At 35.8% G+C, this 18,765-nt stretch carries 18 protein-coding genes and 1 pseudogene; 8 read left to right on the top strand and 11 right to left on the bottom strand.

Features of this window, described 5'->3' with window-relative positions; genetic code table 11:
• Positions 1-299: 299 nt before the first annotated feature.
• Positions 300-989 carry a C40 family peptidase gene (locus ACZZ9T_RS04640; protein WP_463441116.1) on the top strand — a complete coding sequence of 230 codons (690 nt, stop codon included), beginning with the start codon at positions 300-302 and terminating at the stop codon, positions 987-989.
• A 313-nt stretch (positions 990-1,302) separates the two neighbouring features.
• On the opposite strand, the gene ACZZ9T_RS04635 is transcribed toward ACZZ9T_RS04640, so the two are convergent.
• The 6 genes from ACZZ9T_RS04635 to ACZZ9T_RS04610 all read right to left on the bottom strand — a co-directional run bounded on the left by ACZZ9T_RS04635 (position 1,303) and on the right by ACZZ9T_RS04610 (position 7,698).
• Positions 1,303-1,884: a pentapeptide repeat-containing protein gene (locus ACZZ9T_RS04635; RefSeq protein ID WP_463441115.1), complete on the bottom strand. Its 582-nt coding sequence runs from the start codon at positions 1,882-1,884 to the stop codon at positions 1,303-1,305.
• Between the two features lie 154 nt (positions 1,885-2,038).
• Positions 2,039-3,268 (bottom strand): rod shape-determining protein RodA, encoded by a 1,230-nt coding sequence (rodA, locus tag ACZZ9T_RS04630; RefSeq protein ID WP_463441114.1) that lies wholly within the window; start codon positions 3,266-3,268, stop codon positions 2,039-2,041.
• Positions 3,265-5,295, bottom strand: a complete 2,031-nt coding sequence (locus tag ACZZ9T_RS04625; RefSeq protein ID WP_463441113.1) for a peptidoglycan D,D-transpeptidase FtsI family protein — start codon at positions 5,293-5,295, stop codon at positions 3,265-3,267. Before ACZZ9T_RS04625 ends, rodA begins: the two co-directional genes overlap by 4 nt.
• Positions 5,292-5,798 carry a rod shape-determining protein MreD gene (locus ACZZ9T_RS04620; protein WP_463430209.1) on the bottom strand — a complete coding sequence of 169 codons (507 nt, stop codon included), beginning with the start codon at positions 5,796-5,798 and terminating at the stop codon, positions 5,292-5,294. Before ACZZ9T_RS04620 ends, ACZZ9T_RS04625 begins: the two co-directional genes overlap by 4 nt.
• Positions 5,791-6,645, bottom strand: coding sequence for a rod shape-determining protein MreC (gene mreC, locus ACZZ9T_RS04615; RefSeq protein ID WP_463441112.1), 855 nt, complete (start codon positions 6,643-6,645; stop codon positions 5,791-5,793). Before mreC ends, ACZZ9T_RS04620 begins: the two co-directional genes overlap by 8 nt.
• Before the next feature lie 27 nt (positions 6,646-6,672).
• Positions 6,673-7,698 carry a rod shape-determining protein gene (locus ACZZ9T_RS04610; protein ID WP_129535330.1) on the bottom strand — a complete coding sequence of 342 codons (1,026 nt, stop codon included), beginning with the start codon at positions 7,696-7,698 and terminating at the stop codon, positions 6,673-6,675.
• Between the two features lie 227 nt (positions 7,699-7,925).
• Between ACZZ9T_RS04610 and hemA the strand changes: the two are divergent.
• The 7 genes and pseudogenes from hemA (at position 7,926) to hemE (ending at position 13,267) form a co-directional block, all read left to right on the top strand.
• Positions 7,926-9,201: pseudogene (gene hemA, locus ACZZ9T_RS04605) on the top strand (glutamyl-tRNA reductase).
• Positions 9,188-10,096, top strand: coding sequence for a hydroxymethylbilane synthase (gene hemC, locus ACZZ9T_RS04600; RefSeq protein ID WP_463430206.1), 909 nt, complete (start codon positions 9,188-9,190; stop codon positions 10,094-10,096). The pseudogene hemA and the gene hemC overlap by 14 nt, the downstream one beginning before the upstream one ends.
• Positions 10,097-10,132: 36 nt before the next feature.
• Positions 10,133-10,708, top strand: coding sequence for a DUF1287 domain-containing protein (locus ACZZ9T_RS04595; RefSeq protein WP_463441111.1), 576 nt, complete (start codon positions 10,133-10,135; stop codon positions 10,706-10,708).
• 6 nt (positions 10,709-10,714) lie between these two features.
• Positions 10,715-11,377 carry a peptidoglycan recognition protein family protein gene (locus tag ACZZ9T_RS04590; RefSeq protein WP_463441110.1) on the top strand — a complete coding sequence of 221 codons (663 nt, stop codon included), beginning with the start codon at positions 10,715-10,717 and terminating at the stop codon, positions 11,375-11,377.
• A gap of 133 nt (positions 11,378-11,510) precedes the next feature.
• A complete protein-coding gene (locus ACZZ9T_RS04585; RefSeq protein ID WP_463441109.1) occupies positions 11,511-11,894 on the top strand; it encodes a uroporphyrinogen-III synthase in 384 nt (127 codons plus the stop codon).
• Positions 11,812-12,210 (top strand): uroporphyrinogen-III synthase, encoded by a 399-nt coding sequence (locus ACZZ9T_RS04580; protein WP_463441108.1) that lies wholly within the window; start codon positions 11,812-11,814, stop codon positions 12,208-12,210. The genes ACZZ9T_RS04585 and ACZZ9T_RS04580 overlap by 83 nt, the downstream gene beginning before the upstream one ends.
• A 25-nt stretch (positions 12,211-12,235) precedes the next feature.
• Entirely contained in the window at positions 12,236-13,267 is a 1,032-nt protein-coding gene (hemE, locus tag ACZZ9T_RS04575; protein WP_463441107.1) for a uroporphyrinogen decarboxylase, read from the top strand.
• 145 nt (positions 13,268-13,412) lie between these two features.
• Here hemE and ACZZ9T_RS04570 read toward each other — a convergent pair whose 3' ends face one another.
• The 5 genes from ACZZ9T_RS04570 to ACZZ9T_RS04550 form a co-directional block, all read right to left on the bottom strand.
• Complete coding sequence (locus tag ACZZ9T_RS04570) at positions 13,413-14,045, bottom strand: NAD(P)H-dependent oxidoreductase (protein WP_463441106.1); 633 nt, start codon at positions 14,043-14,045, stop codon at positions 13,413-13,415.
• A gap of 113 nt (positions 14,046-14,158) precedes the next feature.
• On the bottom strand, positions 14,159-15,379 hold the full coding sequence (locus ACZZ9T_RS04565) for an aminotransferase class V-fold PLP-dependent enzyme (protein ID WP_463441105.1): 1,221 nt from the start codon (positions 15,377-15,379) through the stop codon (positions 14,159-14,161).
• Positions 15,380-15,594: 215 nt separating this feature from the next.
• Positions 15,595-16,242 (bottom strand): 50S ribosomal protein L25/general stress protein Ctc, encoded by a 648-nt coding sequence (locus ACZZ9T_RS04560; RefSeq protein WP_463441104.1) that lies wholly within the window; start codon positions 16,240-16,242, stop codon positions 15,595-15,597.
• A gap of 55 nt (positions 16,243-16,297) precedes the next feature.
• Positions 16,298-17,236, bottom strand: coding sequence for a ribose-phosphate pyrophosphokinase (locus ACZZ9T_RS04555; RefSeq protein ID WP_463430199.1), 939 nt, complete (start codon positions 17,234-17,236; stop codon positions 16,298-16,300).
• Positions 17,237-17,320: 84 nt separating this feature from the next.
• Positions 17,321-18,757 (bottom strand): G-D-S-L family lipolytic protein, encoded by a 1,437-nt coding sequence (locus ACZZ9T_RS04550; RefSeq protein ID WP_463441103.1) that lies wholly within the window; start codon positions 18,755-18,757, stop codon positions 17,321-17,323.
• Positions 18,758-18,765: the final 8 nt, after the last annotated feature.

Below are 18,765 nucleotides of genomic sequence, written 5' to 3'. Positions count from 1 at the left end.
GAACTTTTTTTATGAATTTTTAACAACGAAAATTTTTTGAAACAATTTTAAAGAATTCCGATTAATACAGCAAAACGGAAATATTATGTTAAAAAATCTTAATAAAAAAAAATGATGATTTACCGAAACAGGCCGATAGCAAAGGTTTTTTCTTTAACATAGTTGCGATGGATGTTAAAATATGTTAAAACAACAACATGACAATAATCATATCGAGGTTGTCTTAGATGGAATATCTACTTTTGTATGGCTTTAGAAAAATAACTAATCCCCTTTTTAACACGGAAATTTAAAAATATATGAAGAAAAGAGTATTGTTTTATTTAGTTGCTTTTGTATCTACAATATCACTACAATCATGCGTTACAAATTACGTAGTTTCAAAACCGGCAACTTACACTAAAGAATACAAAACAGATGCCAAACTTGTTGCTTTAGACACGAAGATAGAAAATGATAAGAAGTTGCTAATCAACTCTTTTATATCTGAAAAATCAGTGGCCATTGCAAACGCAAAAAATTCTTTAAAAAATTCTGAAATCGCAAAAGCGATCAAACATAATAAAACCATTGATAATATCTTAACAGAAGCTCAAACTTATCTTGGAACACCTTACAGATACGGAGGAATGACAAGAAACGGAATCGACTGTTCAGCATTTGTATTATCAGTTTTCGGGGCAGCAGCAGGACTTACATTACCAAGAGTTGCAGCTTCACAGGCTGAGGAAGGAGAAAAAATCGAAAAAGAAAACCTTCAGAAAGGAGATTTAATCTTTTTCTCTCACGGTAGAAGAATTTCTCACGTAGGAATTGTAGAAAGCGTAACAGAAGAGGGAGAAATCAAATTTATACACGCAGCCACTTCAAAAGGAGTCATGATTTCTTCACTGAATGATTCTTATTGGGGACCAAAATTCAGGTTTGCCAAAAGAGTAATTAACGAAAACGGAGACAATTACAACAATTTAGCATCGACTAGTTTTTAGTTTTAAATAATTGATTTATATAATTTATATAAATGAAGCCATCAAAATTTTGATGGCTTTTATTTTTGTCTAAATTTGATCTGTTTAATTATTTTGTCATTCAAAATATAAATAGCAATCATTTTATCAATAGAATCGGGCTTTAGCCCGATAGAATATTTGTAGAAAAAGTTGGCTTTAGCCAAACCTTTAGAATTTTCGGCTAAAGCAAATTGGGATTTATTCTGAAAAAACGGCTTCCTTCAATAAGCTCAGGATAATATATCCGTTTCTCTACGTAATTGAGTTTTCTGTAAAAAATCAATTATTATATTTAGCTGTTTTTATCAATTTCTATATCAAACTGCCTTAAAAGTCCGTGAACTTCTGACAGTGAGAATTTAGTCTTCTTAAGCTTATTAGATTCCGGATTGATGGTATAATTGAATGAAGTTCTGAGATCTGATTTCTCTAACTTGGTTCTTTCAAATATTGTCCCACTGAAATCACAATTTGAAAATGCAGAACTGGTCAAATCACATTCGGTAAAATCAACTTCAATAAGCTTGCAATTTTTGAATGAAATCTTTTTGATGGTCGTTTTATAGAAAACAGAATTATTCAAAGCACATCCTTCAAATCTGAAAGACATTCCAAATGGATTACAATCGTCGAAATGCATCCCGAACATTTTACAGTCCTTAAAAACAACCTCTCGAAAACCAGCTTCGATTAATTGGGTCATGCTTAAATTACATTCAACGAATTCGCAATCGGTAAATTTAAACCGAGAAAGATTTGCATATTCAAAATTACAGTTCTGGAATATGCAGTTTTCATACTCACCCATCTGCAATGGCAATTCAGCAAAATTTATTTGAGAATAATTTTGATCTACAACGTAAGCTTCACTCATAAGAATTTCTAGATTTTTATCCCGTAGATTTTCACGGATTTGCACAAACTTCAGATTCAACAATTAAGAAGGGATATAAAGATTTCTAAAATTTATCAAAAATTTATTTACAGATAATTGTAAACATCATCATCAAGCTTCTAACATCCAGTATTTAAACCAAACTATTCTTATCCGTGTAATTGAGTTTAAAGAAAATAAAGGTCATCATCGAAAATGCAAGCAGCGAGCTCCCACCATAACTGAAGTATGGTAACGGAATGCCTACAGTAGGAAACAAGCCCATAACCATCCCTAAATTAATAGAAAAGTGCATCAACAGAATAGAAGCAAATGAATATCCGAAAACCCTGTTAAAAGATGATTTCTGCTGTTCTGCGAGATAATAAATTCGTCCGATAAAAATCATGTAGCACAATACCAATAGTGTACTTCCTGCAAAACCCCATTCTTCTCCTACAGTACAGAAAATGTAATCTGTTTCCTGCTCAGGCACGAATTTTCCCTGAGTGACGGAACCTTGACGATAACCCTTCCCAAACATTCCGCCAGAACCGATAGCCGTTTTAGAATACAGTAAATTATATCCTGAAGTATCTCTGAAGGCCTTTTCGCCTTTGTACAAAACTTCAATTCTTTCTCTCTGGTGTTTTGGAAGCTTTTCTAAAACGTAAGGGGTAGCAAATGCCAATCCGCACAAAAGAATAATTGATCCTGCTATACTTGAAATGGAAATAACATTCCAGCTCATTTTATAGAAATTCAAAAACATAAGAACTCCTGCAATGATTAATATTCCGATGGCAATATAAATAGGGTTTACTGCCAGTGAAAGTAAAAATACCATAGCCAAAAGAAAGCCTACACCAAACAACCATCCACTTAATCCTTCACGATATAAAGCAATGAAAAACGCCATGAAAACTAACAGAGATCCTACATCCGGAATGGCTAAAACAACAACCGCCGGAATTCCTACAATTGCGAGAGTAGTTAAAAGTGATCTCCTGTTTTTGAGATTAAATTCTGATCCGGAGACGTAATTTGCAAGCATCAATGCCACACCTATTTTTGCAAATTCTACCGGCTGCATCGTGAAACTTCCGAATTTGTACCAGTTTTTCTGACCTAAAATTTCTTTTCCGAAAGGAAAAAGTCCTATTAATAACAAAACACCTCCGATATAAATGATACCAGACATATTTTCGAAAAACTTACTTCTGCTGAAAAATATAATTAACCCTGCAAATAGAGAAATTCCGAAAAAAATCAATTGTTTTTTGCCTAAAGCCTCATCTACACTGTAAATATTAGCAATGGCAAAAATGCAAAGTACAAGATACAAACCAAGTCCTAATTTATCTATTCCTTCTGTCCACTTCATTGCTTAACAGGTTTTTTAGGTTCAGCTTTCTTCTTCTTGGCTTCTAATTTTTCTTTTGCTTTTTTAATAAGGTTTAAGCTATCCTGTATCCTTTTAAGCTTAATAGAATCCGGTTTTGGTTCTTTATACAGGCCTTTTCTTTTCAGATCGGCAATCCATTGTCTTTTATATTCGGGCATAAAGCTCGAAGTGATCATTTTTTTGTAAAGATGTTCTCTCTTAAGATCTCCTGTTATATATTTTTCTGCAATCACAGTTGATGCAGGTCCTGCCCAAGTAGCTCCAAATCCGGCATGTTCCATTACGGCAACTACCACTATTTTAGGCTTATCTGCAGGTGCAATCAGCACAAAAATTGAATTATCTTTTCCTTGAGGAACCTGTGCCGTACCGGTTTTAGCTAACTGGGTAAAGTCATTAGACTTTAAGCCTCTCGCTGTTCCGTTTAAAACCACGGCTTCCATACCTTTTAAAACGGGTCCAAAATGTTTGGGATCTACTAAAGTCTTGTGTTTAACCTTAAATCTCGGATCAGGATTTGGTTTCCCGTCAATCAATTTTACAATGTGAGGCGTATAATACCAACCTCTGTTGGCAATTGCCGCCACATAATTTGCTAACTGAAGAGGTGTTACCATCACATCACCTTGACCCATCCCGTTGTAGATGGCTCCGGTAGACATTTCGTCCCAATTCTTATAGTCCTGTTTAGTAGAACCATTTGCTTTTATGATTGCCTTAAACCTTCTTTCATAAAAATCTCCTGAAGGAATTCTTCCTTTTGCACCCACCGCAAAATCGTTATTCAGAAATTCTCCAACGCCAAAGCTGCTCATGATTTTCTTCCATTCATCAACACCTTTTGATGGGTTTCCGGGATATTTTTTAATAATAGCAATAAAGGCATACGTAAAAAAGCAGTTACTTGAAACCTGAATAGCCGGAATCAGTGGATCTGCTCCTCCATGACCTTTTATCCGTTTTCCTTTATAATAAAAACCACCACCACAGGGGAAAATTGTATTTTCATCCATCACTCCCATCTGCATTGCTGCTAAAGCTGTCAGCAATTTAAATGTAGAACCTGGTGGATAACCTGCCTGTAAAGAGCGATCAAACGTAGGTTTGTTTTCATAAATTGTATCTCTTGAGAGCGCGTATAAATTTTTTGACTTATTGGGTCCGGTGAAAAGGTTCGGGTCAATATCCGGTCCGGTTGCTGCCACTAAAACCTCCCCATTATTGGGATCAATCGCAACGATAGCACCGTGTTTATTCACCAACATTTCTTCTGCAATTCTCTGCAAATCGTAATCGATTGTCAGTGTAATATCTTTTCCGGTAATAACGTCTTTATCCAGAGTTCCGTTTTTGTAAGGTCCTACATTCCTGAGTTTAATATCTTTCTGAATGTATTTAATTCCTTTAACACCTCGAAGTTCTTTTTCATAAGATTTTTCGATACCGGCTTTTCCGATGAGGTCACCCGGCAAATAATAAGTAGAATCTTTTTTGATCTCCCTGTCGTTGACTTCGCTTGTATATCCCAAAAGATTTCCGGAAGTTGAAACTTCATACTGTCTTTGTGGTCGCTGAACGATACTGAAAGCGGGATATTTAAATATAATTTCCTGAACTCGGGCGATTTCCTCTCTGCTAAGATCTTTGATGAACGTCATGGGAGTCAGTTTGGAATAATACTTTTCGCTTTTTATCACTTTAATTTTCTGGATAAAATCTCTTTTATCAATTCTCATTAAATTACAGAAAGCCAAAGTATCAAAATCAGGTTTCATCAATGCCTGAGTAAAAGAAATTTCGTAAGCCGGCTGATTTCCCACCATGATTTTCCCGTTTCGGTCAAAAATAACGCCGCGTTGAGGAATTACATATTCGGTTTTGATGGAAGTATTGGCCGCATTTAAAGCATAACGGTCTGTGAACAATTGTAAATAAGAAAGTCTTGCTATAAAAATAAGAGCAATTACAATAAGCACGGTTAAAATTTTTATATGGCGTGTGTTCAAACTTTCTGTTTGATTTTAAAAATTAATGCGTAAATAACGATAAATATAAAAGAAATTACACTAGTTACCAAGACATTAACCAATATTTCAAAAACTCTGCTGAATTTAAAGAACTCGATGTACTGTACCAAAAGCTGATGTAAAAATATGCTTGAGAAAAGGAACAATAAAAACTGAGACCATTGTAACGACTGAAATGAGAAAAAATCTGTAGAAGTATCTGTAGAAGATCTGAAAATAAGCGTTCTAAAGTAGGCAATCAATGTGGTTGCAAAAGCATTGATCCCTCCGGAATGTAAAAAAGTATCAATTACCAAACCTATTAAAAAGCTTAAAGCCAAAAACTGAAATTTATTTCTGAAAAATGGATAGAACATTACAAAAACCGGATATAAAACCGGTGTGTATTTTCCGAACAGGGTAATTCTGTTCAAAACAAATATCTGTAATGCAACAAGAAAAATCATGATCAAAAGATCTGTAAATAACGTTCTGCTAATCATTTTCTTTTTTTATTACGGCCTGCATAGTGTCACTAATTTTCTGAACCTCAGCTTTTTTCAGATTTTTCACTACAAAAACTTTACTTAAAGCTCCCATCTTTTCACTTAACTCAACAGAAATATCCCAGAATCCGGTTTGGTTATCTACTGTGTAGCCTGCAATGGTTCCGATCATGATTCCTTTAGGAAAAATTGCAGATTTACCATCTGTTACAATAGTGTCACCAACTTTAAGAGAAACATATTTAGGAACATCAGACAAGTGCATTACTCGGGAATTATCGCCTCTCCAAGTCAAAGTACCAAAATATCCTGATTTTTTCAAAGCTGCATTAATTCTGATTTTATTTACACTTAATACAGATTGTACCAAGGCATAACTGTCGGTAGAATTGATCACGATTCCGGCAATCCCTTTTGGAGCCATTACGCCCATCTGAGGAAGAACTCCGTCACGTTTTCCGCGGTTGATGGTAAAATAGTTGTTTCGTCGGTTGATACTGTTGAAAACGATTTCACCGTCTACGAAAGTATAGATCTGACCGCCACCCAAAGTATCATGAACTTTTCTGAAAGAAGGGTTTTTAGTTCCCTGTTTTCCATACAGTTCAAGCATTAAAGCTTTGTTTTGGGCGACAAGATCTTCGTTGGTCTGTTTTAGTTTTAAATAAGAAACTCCTTCATCAATATAACCCGAAACCCAGGAATTAAACGCAGCTGTCTGACCCGCAAGCCAAGATCGCTGCATTGCATTTTTAGAGAATATCAGAACAAGAGCAATGATTTGCAGGAAAATAAAGAAAACAAGAAGAGCATTCTTTGAAAATAATCTCAGCAAAAATCCCATTCAGATAAAGAGTCGTAAAAGTTAAAATTATTTGATTAAGAAGTTGAATTTATCCATATTCTTAAGTGCAATACCTGTACCACGTACAACAGCTCTCAAAGGATCTTCAGCCACAAAAACCGGGAGCCCTGTTTTCTTGTGTAGTCTGTCTGCCAAACCTCTCAATAAAGCACCACCACCAGCAAGATAAATACCTGTTTTGTAAATATCGGCTGACAATTCCGGAGGCGTAAGAGAAAGCGTTTCCATTACGGCATCTTCAATTCTGATGATTGATTTATCTAAAGCGCGGGCAATTTCTTTGTAGCCTACCATAATTTCTTTTGGCTTACCTGTAATAAGGTCTCTACCTTGCACCGGAATATCTTCAATGTCAACATCAAGATCTTCAACCGCAGAACCAACTTCTATTTTTACTCTTTCAGCAGTTCTTTCACCAATGTAAAGATTGTGGTGAGTTCTCAGGAAATAAGCAATATCATTGGTAAATACATCACCTGCAATTTTTACCGATTTATCACAAACAATACCTCCTAAAGCCACAACTGCAATTTCTGTAGTACCACCGCCTATATCGATAATCATATTACCTTCAGGTTTCTGAACATCAATACCAACTCCTATCGCAGCAGCCATTGGTTCATAGATCAACCTTACATCTTTAGCATTTACTTTCTGAGCAGAATCTCTTACCGCTCTTTTTTCAACCTCAGTAATTCCCGATGGAATACAGATTACAATTCTTAAAGCAGGCTGGATAAATCTCCCTTTGATCCCCGGAATTTTTTTGATAAATTCTTTGATCATATGCTCAGAAGCATGGAAATCTGCAATAACACCATCTTTCAACGGACGGATTGTTTTGATATCCTCATGGGTTTTACCCTGCATATGTTTTGCCTGTTCACCCACCGCTATCGGCTTACCTGTAGAACGTTCAATTGCGACAATTGAAGGCTGATCTATAACAATTTTGTTGTTATGGATGATAAGCGTGTTGGCAGTTCCAAGGTCTATCGCAATGTCTTGCGTAAACATATCGAATATACTCATAATTTTGTCCTGATTTAAGTTTACAAAGATATAAATTTAAAGACTACTAATGAATAATATACTTAATATAATTTGGTTAAAATTTTATTAAAATTCTGAACTTCGATTTAAGTTTTGTTTACTTATTGCAGTAATAATTACTTATTAATTTATAGGTTTTTACGATATTTATCATATACAATATCAGCAGTAGTTTAATTTAAAAATACTTAAATTTGCGACTGATTATGATACAGTATTCCAATACACATCAGACGTCAAATTTCGCTGTGCTTTCTGTGAGTTATGAGAAAGCCGATGTAGAAACAAGAGGGAAATTTGCATTTTTCGATGAAAATATTAAAAACTTTGTCACCCGAATTCATGATGAAAATTTAGGGGATGCGTTTGTGGTTTCTACCTGCAACAGAACCGAGATTTATACCACCACATCCAATTATCTTTTTGTCGCTGAAGAATACTGCAAAACTATTGGTGTTAATCTTTCAGACTTTTTGCCGTTCGCCAATATTTTAACAAAAGAAGAAGCACTGAATCATTTATTCAGAGTAGCAGCAGGATTGGAAAGCCAGATCATCGGAGATTTTGAAATTATCGGGCAGATCAAAAAAGCTTACGCAAGATTTAAAAAAGAAAGACAAAACTCAAATCCTTTTTTGGAAAGATCGATTAACTCTGCAATCCAGATTTTCGAAAAGGATAAAAAACGAAACCGCTATTTCAAACGGAGCAGCCTCGGTTTCTTATGCTGCCGTTCATTATATCTTAAATAATCAGAAGAAACTGAACGAAAAGAATATTTTACTTCTTGGTGTGGGCGAGATCGGACAAAACACCGTAGAAAATCTGGTAAAACACGTTTATCAGCCGAAAATAAAAATAGCCAACCGAACTCAGGAAACTGCAGAGAAAATTTCTGAAAAATACCATATCCCGCATGTTGATTATGCCAATTTTGATAAAGAATTACAAAATACCGATATTCTAATTGTGGCAACGGGAGCTAAGACTCCTATCATCAATGCATCTCATTTCCAAAACGGAAGGGAAACTTTGGTGATTGATCTCTCTATTCCTCACAACGTAGACAAAAATGTTTCTGAAATTGAAAATGTAACATTAATTGATGTTGATGAGCTTTCAAAACAAATTCAGCAAACCATTCAGCAAAGGGAAAAAGAAATTCCGAAAGCAGAAAAAATCATCAAGGAAATGACCAAAGACTTCCTGGAATGGGAGAAAAAAAGAAAACTGGCACCCAATATCCACCATTTCAAAGCGGTCTTAAAAAACATGGAACGCAACGAAATGCACAATTTCTACAGAAAAAATAAGTACATCAATATCAACGACATGGAGCTTTCTGAGAAGATGATTCAGAAAATTACCAATCGTTTTGCAAAATATATCATCGATAATCCTCTCAAAGCCGAAGAAATTAGTAAATTAATGCACGAAATATTAGTTGAACAACCAAACAACGAATTCAATGAAAAGCATTAGGATAGGAACCCGAAATTCGGCACTTGCACTTTGGCAGGCTAGAGAAGTAGCCAGGCATTTGCAAAACAACAATTACCTCACAGAGATCACTCCAATCGTTTCGTCAGGTGATAAAAATCTCAATCAGCCACTTTATTCTTTAGGAATTACCGGTGTTTTTACAAGAGACCTGGATGTAGCTTTATTAAACGACGAAATTGATATTGCCGTACATTCTTTAAAGGATATACCTACGCAATTACCTCATAACATAGAATTGATTGCACATCTTGAAAGAGATTTTCCGCAAGATGTTCTGATCAGAAGAAAATCTGCCAAAGACAAAGAATTTCACGAACTGAAGCTGGCAACAAGCAGTTTGAGAAGACGGGCTTTTTGGTTAAAACATTATCCGAATACAGAATTTTCTGATATCAGAGGAAACATACAAACAAGATTGCAAAAACTGGAAGAACAGGATTTTGACGCAACCATATTATCTTTAGCCGGAATCAAAAGAATGAAGATGGATATCAATTACGAGATGCTTCCCGTAATGATTCCTGCGGCTTCCCAAGGTGTAATTGCCGTTGTGGGACATTCTGAAAAGCCGGAAATCAATGAAATTTTAAAATCAATTAACCATCAACAAACGCAAATCTGTGTAGAAATGGAAAGAAATTTCCTGAGCACATTAGAAGGCGGGTGTACTGCTCCTATCGGTGCTTTTGCAGAGAAGATTGAAAATCAAATCCGCTTCAAAGGGGCACTTTGCTCACTTGACGGGAAAAACTACATCGGCATCGACGAAAGTTTTGAGTATAATGAAGAAGAGAATTTTGGAGAGAAATTTGCCAACATCGTTTTAGAAAACGGAGGAAGAGAATTGATGGCAGAGATTAAAAGCCAGCTTTAACTGATTTAAAATTATTAAATTCCAGATTTTACATCAATGAAAAAGTATTTATCCATACTTGTCATGTTGGTTTTTGTTTTTACAGCACAAGCTCAGTTTTCTCAGAAACTTTCTGATGCGGCTTTGAGTTTAACAAAAAACAAAGTCACTTACGATCCCGCTTATTTTTCAATCAAATATCCAAATGGTGATGTTCCGGCGGACAAAGGTGTTTGCACCGATGTTGTTATCAGAGCGTACAGAAAACTCGGAATTGATTTACAAAAGGAAGTGCATGAAGATATGAAGAAAAACTTTTCTAAATATCCTAAAAACTGGGGTCTGAAAAGACCAGATACGAATATTGACCATCGCAGAGTTCCCAATCTGAGAGTTTTCTTTGCAAAATTCGGGAATTCAAAATCTATTGAAACAAATCCTGCTTTTTATGCTCCCGGAGATATTGTCACATGGCTTTTGCCGGGAAATTTGACCCACATCGGAATTGTAGTCAATAAAAAATCGGCTGACGGAAAAAGATATCTGATCGTTCACAACATCGGTGGCGGACAAGTAATTGAAGATTGCCTGTTTAAATTTACAATTACCGGGCATTATCAATATCCGAAATAATTATTCATGAAGAATTTTATCTGCACTTTATTTTTATTGATATTAAATTTTTCTTTTGCACAGAAGATTGATTTTAAGGTGATTAATAAACCCATCAATTATTCAGAAGAGAGAATTCGTCTCAGCTTAGAATATCTGAAAGACCACCACGGTTTGATTCAAAAATCGGCGACGATTGTTCCGAAAATGATTGTTCTGCATTACACAGCAGGCGGAACTGTTGAAAGTAATTTTAAATATTTCAACAATACTCATTTAGAAAGTGCCAGAAATACTTTAAAAAAACAAAGTACACTCAATGTTTCTTCACAGTATATTGTTGACCGAGACGGAACCATTTATCAATTGATGGAACCCAATCTGTTTGCCAGACACACCATCGGACTGAATTACTGCGCCATCGGAATTGAAAATATAGGCAGTAAAAAACAACCGCTTACAGAAAAACAAGTTGCAGCAAACGCACAGTTAGTAAGATATTTAACTCAAAAATATAAAATAGAATACTTAATCGGGCATTCAGAGTACGGAATATTCAGAAATTCAAAACTTTGGAAAGAATCTGACCCAAAATATTTTACAGGAAAAGAAGATCCCGGAAAAGACTTCATGAGCAAAGTAAGAATTCAGGTCGCTGATTTAAAATTAAAAGATAAGCCGGGTAATTAATTCCTTTTTTAAAAACTTGTGATCTTTGTTAAGTGAAACGCCTTAACGAACTCAAAACAGTTAGTAGTTAAAAAAAGTCTTTGGGGACTTTGCGTTAAAAATTTTATTCTTATTTAAATGTAAGATTTAGAAAATGAACATTTTATTTACCAAAAACATAGATTCAGAAATACTTTCCAAAGAATTGGGAAACGGTATTTCGGCTGAATGTGTTGAGGTTGTTCATATCGAAAATTTGCAGGTTGAAGCATTTGATTTAAAAAATTACTCTTTGATTTTTACAAGTTCGAACGGTGTAAAATCTTTTTTTGAAAATCAGTTTAAACCCAATGAAGATTTTGCAGCAAAAAATTACAATAAAATCTACTGCGTTGGTGAAAAAACAAAAAAAGAACTTCGGAAAAACGGATTCGGAACTTTTAAAGTTTTAAAAAATGCTGATACCCTTTCAAAATTCATCATTGATCATTGTCAGAACGAGAAATTTATCCATTTCTGCGGAAAATCTGGCGATTGATGTTTTAGACAGAAAACTTCCGCTTCAAAATATCGCCTACAAAAAAGCGACTGTTTACAGCACAAAAGAAATCTATCCTGTAATAACTGAAAAATATCATGCAATAGTTTTTTTTAGCCCAAGTGGAGTTCGTAGTTTTGCGAAAAATAATTCTTTAGAAAATGTGGCTCTTTTTTCAATCGGAGAAACGACCTCAAAAGAGTTAAGAATGCATACAAAATCTGAGATTTTTACAAGCAGAAAAAATACTTTATCAAACCTGTTGTTGGTCATCAAAGATGTTTTAAAGAACAATAATCTTGAAGCAATCAATTAAAAACCAACAATTATCAACTTATATTATGATTAAAAACGACCTATATTTAAAAGCACTTCGTGGAGAAACCGTAGAAAGACCGCCGGTTTGGATGATGAGACAGGCAGGAAGATATTTACCCGAATTCATTGCACTACGTGACAAATACGACTTTTTTACGAGATGTCAGACTCCGGAATTGGCTTCAGAAATCACCGTTCAGCCGATCAGAAGATATCCTCTGGATGCTGCGATTTTATTTTCCGACATTTTGGTGGTTCCTCAGGCGATGGGAATTGATTTTAAAATGAAAGAAAACGTAGGTCCGTGGTTGGATAATCCGATCAGAACAATGGAAGATGTACAGAATGTGATTGTTCCGGATGTGAATGACACTTTAGGATATGTTTTTGATGCTATTGAACTAACATTAATTAAATTAGACAACGAAATTCCATTGATTGGTTTTGCAGGTTCGCCTTGGACACTGCTTTGCTACTGTGTGGAAGGAAAAGGCAGCAAAGCTTTTGATATTGCTAAATCTTTCTGTTTCCAGCAGCCGGAAGCTGCCCATTTATTGTTGCAGAAAATCACAGATACTACGATTGCTTATCTAAAAAGAAAAGTTGAAAAAGGTGTTTCTGCAGTTCAGGTTTTTGATTCTTGGGGCGGAATGCTTTCTCCACAGGATTATCAGGAATTTTCATGGAAATATATCAGCCAGATTGTTGAAGCTTTAGCTCCGTTAACTCATGTTGTCGTGTTCGGAAAAGGATGCTGGTTTGCATTAGAAGATATGACGATGTCGCCTGTTTCTGCTTTGGGTGTTGACTGGACAATCAAACCGGAATTGGCAAGAACGTTGACGAATCACACGATGACTTTACAAGGGAATTTTGATCCCGCAAGATTACATTCTACTCCTGAAACCATCAAAAAAATGGTGAACGAAATGATCAATCGTTTCGGTAAAGATAGATACATTGCCAACTTAGGTCACGGAATTCTACCAAATATTCCTTTAGAAAATGCGGAAGCATTTATCAGAGCGGTTGTAGACTGGAAACCGAATAATTAATAGTTTAAGCATTTTCTGGATAAAATTCCGGGGAAATCTAAGCTATCTTAAAACATTGCCGCAATTCTTATACGGAATGATATTTAAATACCATAAAAAACCCTTTCAACAAAAAGCTGAAAGGGTTTTCTTTATCAATAAATGATTAGTTAATCTCTGTGATGAAATCTTCTTTTGATTTTCTTACTTTCGTCAGGTTTGCCAACCAGTCATTTTCTTCATCTCTGTAGCCTAAAGGTAGAAGCAGAACGCTTTTCAGTCCTTTTTCTTTTAGGTTTAAAATTTTATCAACCTCTTCAGGAGAAAAACCTTCCATGGGTGTAGAGTCTACTTCTTCGTAAGCTGCTGCAATAATGGCCGCACTAAAAGAAATGTACGCCTGCTTTGATGCATGTGTAAAGTTTTCTTCTGCCGTTCTCGGCGGGTACATAGCCAATAACTGTTGTCTGTAGTTTTCCCAGCCCTCGTTTTTGAAACCTCTGATTTCGTTGGTCAGATCAAACATCGCATTGATTCTTTCCTCCGTGTAATTGTCCCAAGCTGCAAACACCAACAAATGGGAAGAATCTGTAATCTGCGGCTGATTCCAGGCATGAGGTTTTATTTGCTCTTTAATTTCCTGATTAGAGATCACAATAATTTCGATAGGCTGCAAGCCGCTTGATGTAGGCGCTAATCTTGCTGCTTCTAAAATTTTATCTATTTTCTCCTGAGAAACTTTTTGCCCGTTCATCGCTTTTGTAGCGTATCTCCAGTTTAATTTTTCTAATAATTCCATAATTTTATTTTACGGGGCAAAATTAATTCAAATCAAATGAAAAAAATACCACAAATTAAAATTTGAAATATTGTTAAAATCTATAATGTAACAATTATTATTACATTTATCTTTTACGATAGCATTCTCTTCGCTTTTTTTACACCTTCTACCAACAAATCGATCTCATGAAATGTATTGTAAACTGCAAAACTTGCTCTCACCGTTCCCGCAATATCAAAGAAATCCATAATCGGTTGTGTACAGTGATGTCCGGTTCTTACGGCAATTCCCATTTTATCGAGAATCATCCCTACGTCAGAAGAAATTCCCACTCCTTCGAGATTGAAAGAAACAACTCCTGTTCTGTTTGCTTTTTCGCCATACACTTTTAAACCTTCAATTTCTAAAAGATGCTTTTGAGCATATTCCAACAAAGCATTTTCATGCTGCTGAATATTTTTGTGACCTAAATGATTGATAAAATCAACAGCTGCACCAAGAGCGATATTTCCGCCTACGTTAGGAGTTCCTGCTTCATATTTAAAAGGTAAACCTGCATAAGTAGTTCTGTCAAACGAACAAACTGCAATCATTTCTCCACCTCCGTGAAATGGTGGAAGATCTTCAAGAACTGATTGTTTACCGTACAAAATACCGGTTCCCATCGGAGCATACATTTTGTGGCCCGAAAACACAAAGAAATCACAATCTAAAGCCTGAACATCAATTTTAAAATGCGGAGCCGACTGAGCACCGTCAATAACAATATAAGCATCAGAATGAGCTCTTGTTCTGGCGATAATCTCTTCAATCGGATTAATAATACCCAATGCGTTAGAAACCTGGTTCACAGATACTACTTTTGTTTTCTCACTCAAAAATTGATCTAAATAATCAAGCTGAAGAATTCCGTTTTCATCGAGTGGAATGACGCGGAGCTTAGCCCCTGTTCTTTCACACAGCAATTGCCACGGAACGATATTGGAGTGATGTTCGAGATAAGAAATGATAATCTCGTCATCTTTTTTAAGCTTTTGAGTTAAAATATAGGAGATGAGGTTGATTCCCTCTGTTGTACCTTTTGTGAAAATAACTTCAAAATCATGTTTTGCATTGATGAACTTCTGAATTTTTCTTCTCGAAAGCTCCATTTCTTCGGTTGCCAGCTGGCTCAATGTATGAATTCCTCGATGCACATTGGCATTGATTTCTGTATAATATTGATTCCAAACTTCTAAAACTGAATTTGGTTTTTGCGACGTTGCTGCATTGTCTAGATAAACCAAAGGCTTACCGTTTACCTCTTGGTTTAATATAGAAAACTGACTTCTTATTTCCTGAATGTCAAACATTTATTACAATTTTTATTATTCAATGTTCTTATTTAGAACACTTCAAATTTACGACTTTTTAATTTGATGGATGTTGATTGAAGTCAGGATTTGATTTTGTTTAATACTAAATATTTAATAAAAATTACAAATGCTCAGTCCTGGCTTTTTAGTGTAGCCGTAAAAAAACCTGCCAATAAAATTGACAGGTTTTAGTATTATGATTAAGAAAATTCTTACTCAGCTGTTGCTTCTTCTGATGCAGGAGCAGCTCCTTCAGTTTCAGTTTCAGCTACAACTTCTTCTTCGTCATCATCAACCAATGCACCACCTTTAGCAGCATTTCTAGACATTTTAACAGCAACTACTACTGCATTGTCTGGGTGCACGAATGAATAACCTTCCGCTTTAAGACCTCCTACATAAAGTTTGTTACCAATCTTTAATGCAGTGATATCTACAACTACCTCGTCTGGCAAGTTTGCAGGAATAGCTTTTACTTTCAACTTTCTGAAAGACTGACGTAAAACACCACCAGCTACCACACCTTTAGAACGACCTGTTAATCTTACCGGAACTTCCATAACTACTGGCTTATCGTCAGATAATTGATAAAAGTCTGCGTGAAGAATTTTGTCTGTAACCGGGTGGAACTGAATATCTTGAAGAACTGCAGGAATTACCTGACCGTCAACTTCAATAGATACCGTGTGTGCTTCAGGAGTATACACCAACCCTTTGAACGCTTTCTCTAATGCAGAGAAGTTCAATGGCTCGCCACCTCCGTAAACAACACAAGGAACTAATTCAGCATCACGTAAAGCTTTTGTCGACTTTTTGCCCACGCTTTCTCTTTTTGTACCTTGAATTGTAATAGATTTCATTTATAAAAATTTAAAAATTTGTTTTGATTTTAATTCGCAAACAGCTTATTACCAATTAGATAACGAACTTGCTGCTAATTGATTGATGCTCATGCACCATCTTCATAACGTCAGCAAATAATGGGGCGCAAGATAGCACTTTTATTTTAGATGACAAATTAGTTTTTACAGGAATTGAGTCAGTTACAATCACTTCCAGCAATTGTGAGTTCTCAATATTCTCATAAGCCTTCCCGGAAAGCACACCGTGAGTAGCCATTGCTCTTACAGATTTTGCTCCTTTTTCCATTAAAATATCTGCAGCTTTGCAAAGTGTTCCTGCGGTATCAATCATGTCATCAATCAGGATTACATTTTTACCTTCCACATCTCCGATAAGGAACATTTCTTCTATAACATTTGCTTTTTTTCTTTCTTTATAAGCAATTACAACGTCTGCTCCTAAGTGACCTGCGTAGTTTTTAGCTCTTTTTGCACCTCCCATATCCGGAGACGCAATAGTAAGATTATCAAGATTCATATCTCTGATGTAATCTACAAAAATCGTAGAAGCATACAAATGATCTACAGGAATTTCAAAGAATCCTTGAATTTGATCTGCATGCAGATCCATCGTCATGATTCTTGTGGCTCCGGCAGCCGTTAAAAGATTTGCGACCAATTTTGCTCCGATAGGAGCTCTGGGTTTATCTTTTCTGTCTTGCCTTGCAAGCCCGAAATAAGGAAGAACTACAGTAATGCTTTTTGCAGAAGCTCTTTTTGAGGCATCAATCATTAGAAGAAGTTCTAAAAGATTGTCAGCCGGTGGAAATGTAGATCCGATAAGGAAAACTCTCCCGCCTCTTACAGATTCGTCTAAAACAGGTTCAAATTCACCATCACTAAACTCCTGAAAGTTGATTTTTCCTAATGCTTTGCCATAGTATTGGGCAATTTTTTCTGCAAGATCCTTACTGGTTCTTGTCGAAAACAGATAACTTTGTTGATCGGCCATTTTTACTTTTTAAAAGATTTTGCAAATTTAAAAAAAAACCACAAGAATAGTCTTGTGGTTTCCATTTTTATTTTTTTCCCTTTTTTATGGGAATGTAACGCCTGAATATTTATTAGGATCCACTTGGGGTAAAGTAGATTTATACTTTGCATTGATAGATTTTATAAATTCGTTGGCAACAATAGCATATCCTCTACCAGTAAGGTGTACACCGTCTAATGAAAACGCTCCTCCTGTAACGAATGTTGCTGTATATCTCACTCCGTTCCAAGAAATTCCTGATTTAGAGTTTAGTTCTATCATTTTAGCATTCATATCAACAAATGCCAAACCTTTAGAATCTGCCAAAGACTTGATTGTTGTATTATAGGAAGCCGTTGCCGTTAAAACTTTCGCAGCCTCCATTTCTGTAAGAACCAATTTATCTTCCAAAGGTACAGATGTACCACCACCAGCTTGAGGAGTAAGCACTGCGCTTGCTGTCAATAGAATATAATCTTTAGCTGTAGTTTGTCTGTATTTTGGCAAACCTGGAACCGTTGCCAAGTCTTTATCTGCGATTACCGCACCATTAGCGACTGCTCCAGCTGTAAATTTGATTAATCTTTTTTGATATTCGGCATCATTTATTGCTCCTAAAGCTTTTGCCTGTGCTAATCCTGCGTTGTATGCTGCATAACCTCCATTCAGTTGGGTAACTTGTGCATCTGTAAGATTAGTAAGAGGCATTGCCGGAACTCTTGTAAAGAATGGTACATTGGTTACGTTTGGAATATTCGCAACCACACCTTTTCTTGTAGTACCTGCAGGAAATACGGCACTTACCAAAGCAGTATACGTATTTGTAAATCCTACGCCTACTGCACCGTCTACCGGAGTAATAGGGTTTGTTCCGTCTCCTCCTGTGGTTGCATATCCTAAAACATCATTATTTCCAATCCATAAAGAAACAAAAGTTGGGTTTTGAGCCAATGCATCCCCAACAACTGAAGCGGTAGTAGAAGAAGCAAATCTTACAAAATAAGGATTTGCAAGTCCTAAAGGAAGACCAGCAGGATTACCATAACCCGGAGCTAATAAGTGAGATACTTTAGCACCAGGAACTCCCATATTTTGGTATGGTGCACCAGAAATTACATTATCTAAAGCAGCAGCCGGATTATTAGGCACCGGACTCAATGCTCCATTCACCATTTTAAGCTCGAGTTTTCCTGGAAAACCGGGTAAACCAATAAATCCTCCTACGTTATTCGGCATCAAAGGTTGTTTAAAATCTCCTCCTCCGGCAAGCTTCATCTGCATTGCGATCATACTTGGAAAAGATTCGTTTTGTCCACCAGAATATAACGCTCCGTCTCTGTATCCTGAAGTCAGTGAATTTCCTAAAGAAATAAACCTCGAAAAATCTGCTTCACCTTTGGTCACAACGATGTCTTGTACGTCTGTATCAAAATCTGTTTCACAGCTTGTTGTAAAAAACAATGCCGAAACAGCCAATGTTGATATTATTATTTTTTTCATATTATTCA

Source organism: Chryseobacterium sp. AC417 (assembly GCF_979258215.1).
Note: the sequence above shows the minus strand (reverse complement) of the source record. Positions and strands in the feature narration are given on the sequence as shown.

What these genes read in the sequence shown, in the direction of transcription:
- ACZZ9T_RS04560 (WP_463441104.1), bottom strand. Translation starts at nt 16,242, where the DNA reads ATGAAATCTATTACAATTCAAGGTACAAAAAGAGAAAGCGTGGGCAAA.
- ACZZ9T_RS04640 (WP_463441116.1), top strand. Translation starts at nt 300, where the DNA reads ATGAAGAAAAGAGTATTGTTTTATTTAGTTGCTTTTGTATCTACAATA.
- ACZZ9T_RS04610 (WP_129535330.1), bottom strand. Translation starts at nt 7,698, where the DNA reads ATGAGTATATTCGATATGTTTACGCAAGACATTGCGATAGACCTTGGA.
- ACZZ9T_RS04565 (WP_463441105.1), bottom strand. Translation starts at nt 15,379, where the DNA reads ATGTTTGACATTCAGGAAATAAGAAGTCAGTTTTCTATATTAAACCAA.
- ACZZ9T_RS04590 (WP_463441110.1), top strand. Translation starts at nt 10,715, where the DNA reads ATGAAGAATTTTATCTGCACTTTATTTTTATTGATATTAAATTTTTCT.
- ACZZ9T_RS04595 (WP_463441111.1), top strand. Translation starts at nt 10,133, where the DNA reads ATGAAAAAGTATTTATCCATACTTGTCATGTTGGTTTTTGTTTTTACA.
- ACZZ9T_RS04635 (WP_463441115.1), bottom strand. Translation starts at nt 1,884, where the DNA reads ATGAGTGAAGCTTACGTTGTAGATCAAAATTATTCTCAAATAAATTTT.
- hemC (WP_463430206.1), top strand. Translation starts at nt 9,188, where the DNA reads ATGAAAAGCATTAGGATAGGAACCCGAAATTCGGCACTTGCACTTTGG.
- ACZZ9T_RS04580 (WP_463441108.1), top strand. Translation starts at nt 11,812, where the DNA reads ATGCTGATACCCTTTCAAAATTCATCATTGATCATTGTCAGAACGAGA.
- ACZZ9T_RS04550 (WP_463441103.1), bottom strand. Translation starts at nt 18,757, where the DNA reads ATGAAAAAAATAATAATATCAACATTGGCTGTTTCGGCATTGTTTTTT.
- ACZZ9T_RS04570 (WP_463441106.1), bottom strand. Translation starts at nt 14,045, where the DNA reads ATGGAATTATTAGAAAAATTAAACTGGAGATACGCTACAAAAGCGATG.
- ACZZ9T_RS04585 (WP_463441109.1), top strand. Translation starts at nt 11,511, where the DNA reads ATGAACATTTTATTTACCAAAAACATAGATTCAGAAATACTTTCCAAA.
- hemE (WP_463441107.1), top strand. Translation starts at nt 12,236, where the DNA reads ATGATTAAAAACGACCTATATTTAAAAGCACTTCGTGGAGAAACCGTA.
- mreC (WP_463441112.1), bottom strand. Translation starts at nt 6,645, where the DNA reads ATGGGATTTTTGCTGAGATTATTTTCAAAGAATGCTCTTCTTGTTTTC.
- rodA (WP_463441114.1), bottom strand. Translation starts at nt 3,268, where the DNA reads ATGAAGTGGACAGAAGGAATAGATAAATTAGGACTTGGTTTGTATCTT.
- ACZZ9T_RS04555 (WP_463430199.1), bottom strand. Translation starts at nt 17,236, where the DNA reads ATGGCCGATCAACAAAGTTATCTGTTTTCGACAAGAACCAGTAAGGAT.
- ACZZ9T_RS04620 (WP_463430209.1), bottom strand. Translation starts at nt 5,798, where the DNA reads ATGATTAGCAGAACGTTATTTACAGATCTTTTGATCATGATTTTTCTT.